The sequence below is a fragment of the Phenylobacterium sp. genome (genome assembly GCF_036723115.1).
In the GTDB taxonomy this organism is placed as follows: domain Bacteria; phylum Pseudomonadota; class Alphaproteobacteria; order Caulobacterales; family Caulobacteraceae; genus Phenylobacterium.
The window spans coordinates 1-2635 of the sequence record NZ_DAIMHV010000150.1 but is presented as its reverse complement, the minus strand read 5'-3'; the positions used below and the strand labels follow the sequence as shown (position 1 = coordinate 2635).

The 2635-nt window shown below is 67.9% G+C and carries 4 protein-coding genes; 2 read left to right on the top strand and 2 right to left on the bottom strand.

All coding sequences use genetic code 11. From position 1 onward, the window contains the following. The first annotated feature begins 249 nt into the window (after positions 1–249). Both V7D28_RS12890 and V7D28_RS12885 read left to right on the top strand, forming a co-directional pair. A complete protein-coding gene (locus V7D28_RS12890) occupies positions 250–1260 on the top strand; it encodes a TerC family protein (protein WP_333587788.1) in 1011 nt (336 codons plus the stop codon). Between the two features lie 21 nt (positions 1261–1281). After that, positions 1282–1677, top strand: a complete 396-nt coding sequence (locus tag V7D28_RS12885; RefSeq protein ID WP_333587787.1) for a hypothetical protein — start codon at positions 1282–1284, stop codon at positions 1675–1677. On the opposite strand, the gene V7D28_RS12880 is transcribed toward V7D28_RS12885, so the two are convergent. Continuing rightward, positions 1646–2233: a DUF4126 domain-containing protein gene (locus V7D28_RS12880; protein ID WP_333587786.1), complete on the bottom strand. Its 588-nt coding sequence runs from the start codon at positions 2231–2233 to the stop codon at positions 1646–1648. The two genes, V7D28_RS12885 and V7D28_RS12880, sit on opposite strands and share 32 nt — an antisense overlap. Before the next feature lie 51 nt (positions 2234–2284). After that, positions 2285–2635 (bottom strand): acyl-CoA thioesterase (locus V7D28_RS12875; RefSeq protein WP_333587785.1); only part of this gene is annotated, 351 nt, incomplete at its 5' end.

Below are 2635 nucleotides of genomic sequence, written 5' to 3'. Positions count from 1 at the left end.
GGCGCCCCCGATCCCGCCCCGCTCTGGATGGTGCTGGATTGCACCCCGGAGGGACGCGGCGAGGACTGGTATCCCAGCCTGACCTATCCGGCCTGACCCCGCCGGGGTAGTTGACGGCGGTCGCGACCTTGTCCTATGTCCCCCCACGGTCCGGGCCCCTCTGGTCGCGATGGCGGTCGCGATGATGTCGGATCTTCTCTCTCGAAAGATGCGGACGCGGCGTCGTGGCTATGAGAGGTGCGGGGGCCGATGGACTCTCTCCTTGCGTTTTTACAGACTCCCTTCCTGGGCCAGGCCACCTGGCTCTGGTTGATGTTCCTGACGATCGTGCTGACCGTGCTGGTCCTCGATCTGGGCGTGTTCAACCGGAAGGATCACGTCATCGGCCCCGGCGAATCCATGCGGATGGCCGGCGCCTATATCGCCATCGGCCTCACCTTCGGGGCCTGGGTCTGGTATGATCTCGGCGCCACCAAGGCGGTGGAATACTATACGGGCTACCTGCTCGAGCTGACCCTGGCGCTCGACAATGTGTTCGTCATCTCCCTGATCCTGGCCTATTTCGCCGTCCCCCGGGAACTGCAGCACCGGGTGCTGTTCTGGGGCATTCTCGGCGTGATCATCCTGCGCGCCCTGATGATCGGCCTGGGGGCGGCGCTGGTCGCCAACTTCGCCTGGGTCCTCTACTTCTTCGCCGCCTTCCTGCTGTTCACCGGCGGGAAGATGCTCAAGGAGTCCTTCAATACGGACGCCGAGGAGGCCAAGGACCTCACCGAAAACGCCCTTCTGAAGTGGCTGCGCAGCCATCTGCGGGTGACCGAAGGGTTCCGCGGCTCGAAGTTCTTCGTGCGTGAGGCTCATCCGGCGACGGGCAAGCTGGTGCTGTTCGCCACCCCGCTGTTCCTGGCCCTGGTGCTGGTGGAGTTCGCCGACCTGGTCTTCGCCGTGGACTCCGTGCCGGCCATCTTCGCCATCACCCAGGACCCCTATATCGTCTACACCTCCAACATCTTCGCCATCCTGGGGCTGCGGGCGCTCTATTTCGCCCTGGAGAATGCGGTACACCGGTTCCACTATCTGAAGGTGGCCCTGGCGCTCGTCCTGATCTTCATCGGCTTCAAGATCTTCGCGGGCGACCTGTTCTTCGGCGGCAAGTTCCCGGCCCCCTGGTCCCTGGCCATCACGGTCACCCTCCTGGCGGGCGGTGTCATCGCCTCGCTGCTGAAGCCCAAGCGCTCGCTGATCACGGGGACGGAGTAGGACGCACGCAAGGAGACGGGGATGGAGATGGACATGGCCGCTCCCATGACCCGTCGCCTGATGGTTCTGGCTGCGGCGGCGGCGGTGCTGGGGGCGTGCGCCACGACGCCGCCTCCGATCCTGGCGCCCGCCGCTTCCCCCTTGGCCGAGCTTGAGCCCCTCTATGCCGTGCAGGCCGGGCGGCGGGACGTGACCATCCGGGTGGTCAGTTTCGGCTGTACCGCCAAGGCCGACTTCGCCTTCTTCGTCGACCGCCAGGGCCAGGCGACGACCCTGGCCTTCGGTCGCCGCCGGGTAGATCCCTGCCGGGCGGCGGCGCACCATGTGGACCTGACCTTCACCTATGAGGAATTGGGTCTCAGTGCGCGGGAGCCGGTCTTCATGCTCAACCCGTTGATCGCCGATCGAGGCCTGTAGCTCTCGGACGTCGGAGCAGGGCGCCCCAGGCCGCAAGGCTCAGCAGGATCAGAAGCCCGGCGCCCAGGCCGAAAGCCAGGAGGGGCAGCAACAGGGCCGCTGCGGTCAGGATCGCCGACAGCACATCCTCCAGCAGGGACAGGACAGGATTGCCAAGCCCGCCCGTGGCGGCGGTGGAGATGGGCCGCGCAGCCGCCCGGCCGCCGTGGAAGCCTCCGGCCACCACCAGTCCGGCCAGGGCGGCCACGGCGGGGTGGAGGTCGCTCAGCACGTTCTGCTGGCTGGCGAACAGGACGGCGCCGGCGGCGGGGCTCACCAGGGCGCCCAGGCCGTGCCACAGGTGGTCCAGGGCCGGGACCTTGTCGGCGATGAAGTCGATCAGGGCCAGCGCCGCCAGCACGCCCAGCATCCAGGGCTGGGTGAGGATGTCGAAGGGCTCGGCCAGGCGGACCAGATCGGTGTACCGGGCCAGCAATCCCACGCTGAGCAGGGGAACGAAGGCGTTGAACCCGGCCGCGCTGGCCAGGCCGAAAGCCGAGAACAGGCTGGCGTCCATGGGCGTCTCCTCCTCGCCCACTATGGCCGAGCTGCGCCGGCCTGGGGAGCCTCAGCCGAATCTGGCCAGGAGATCGGGAGGCACCCGTCGGGGCCGTCCGGTGGCCCGGTCGATCAGGCACCAGACCGTGCGGACCTGGGCGCACATGACGCCGTCGGGGCCGTCGATGCGCACGAAGCGGTCGAAGCGCGGGCCTTCGGCCACGTCCGACACCCAGGTGCGACCTTGCGCCGTCTCACCAGGCATCAGGGCGCGGCGATAGTCCACCTCGTGGCGCAGGGCGACCCAGGCCCAGCGCTCCGATTCCTCGGGCGTGGCGGCCGCGTCCCAGTGGGCGATGGCCAGCATCTGGGCCCAGGCCAGATAGACCACGTTGTTCACATGGCCGTTGGCGTCGATATC

Bases quoted from the DNA above. Each gene is read 5' to 3' on its own strand.
- V7D28_RS12890 (WP_333587788.1), top strand. From the start codon at position 250: ATGGACTCTCTCCTTGCGTTTTTACAGACTCCCTTCCTGGGCCAGGCC.
- V7D28_RS12885 (WP_333587787.1), top strand. From the start codon at position 1,282: ATGGAGATGGACATGGCCGCTCCCATGACCCGTCGCCTGATGGTTCTG.
- V7D28_RS12880 (WP_333587786.1), bottom strand. From the start codon at position 2,233: ATGGACGCCAGCCTGTTCTCGGCTTTCGGCCTGGCCAGCGCGGCCGGG.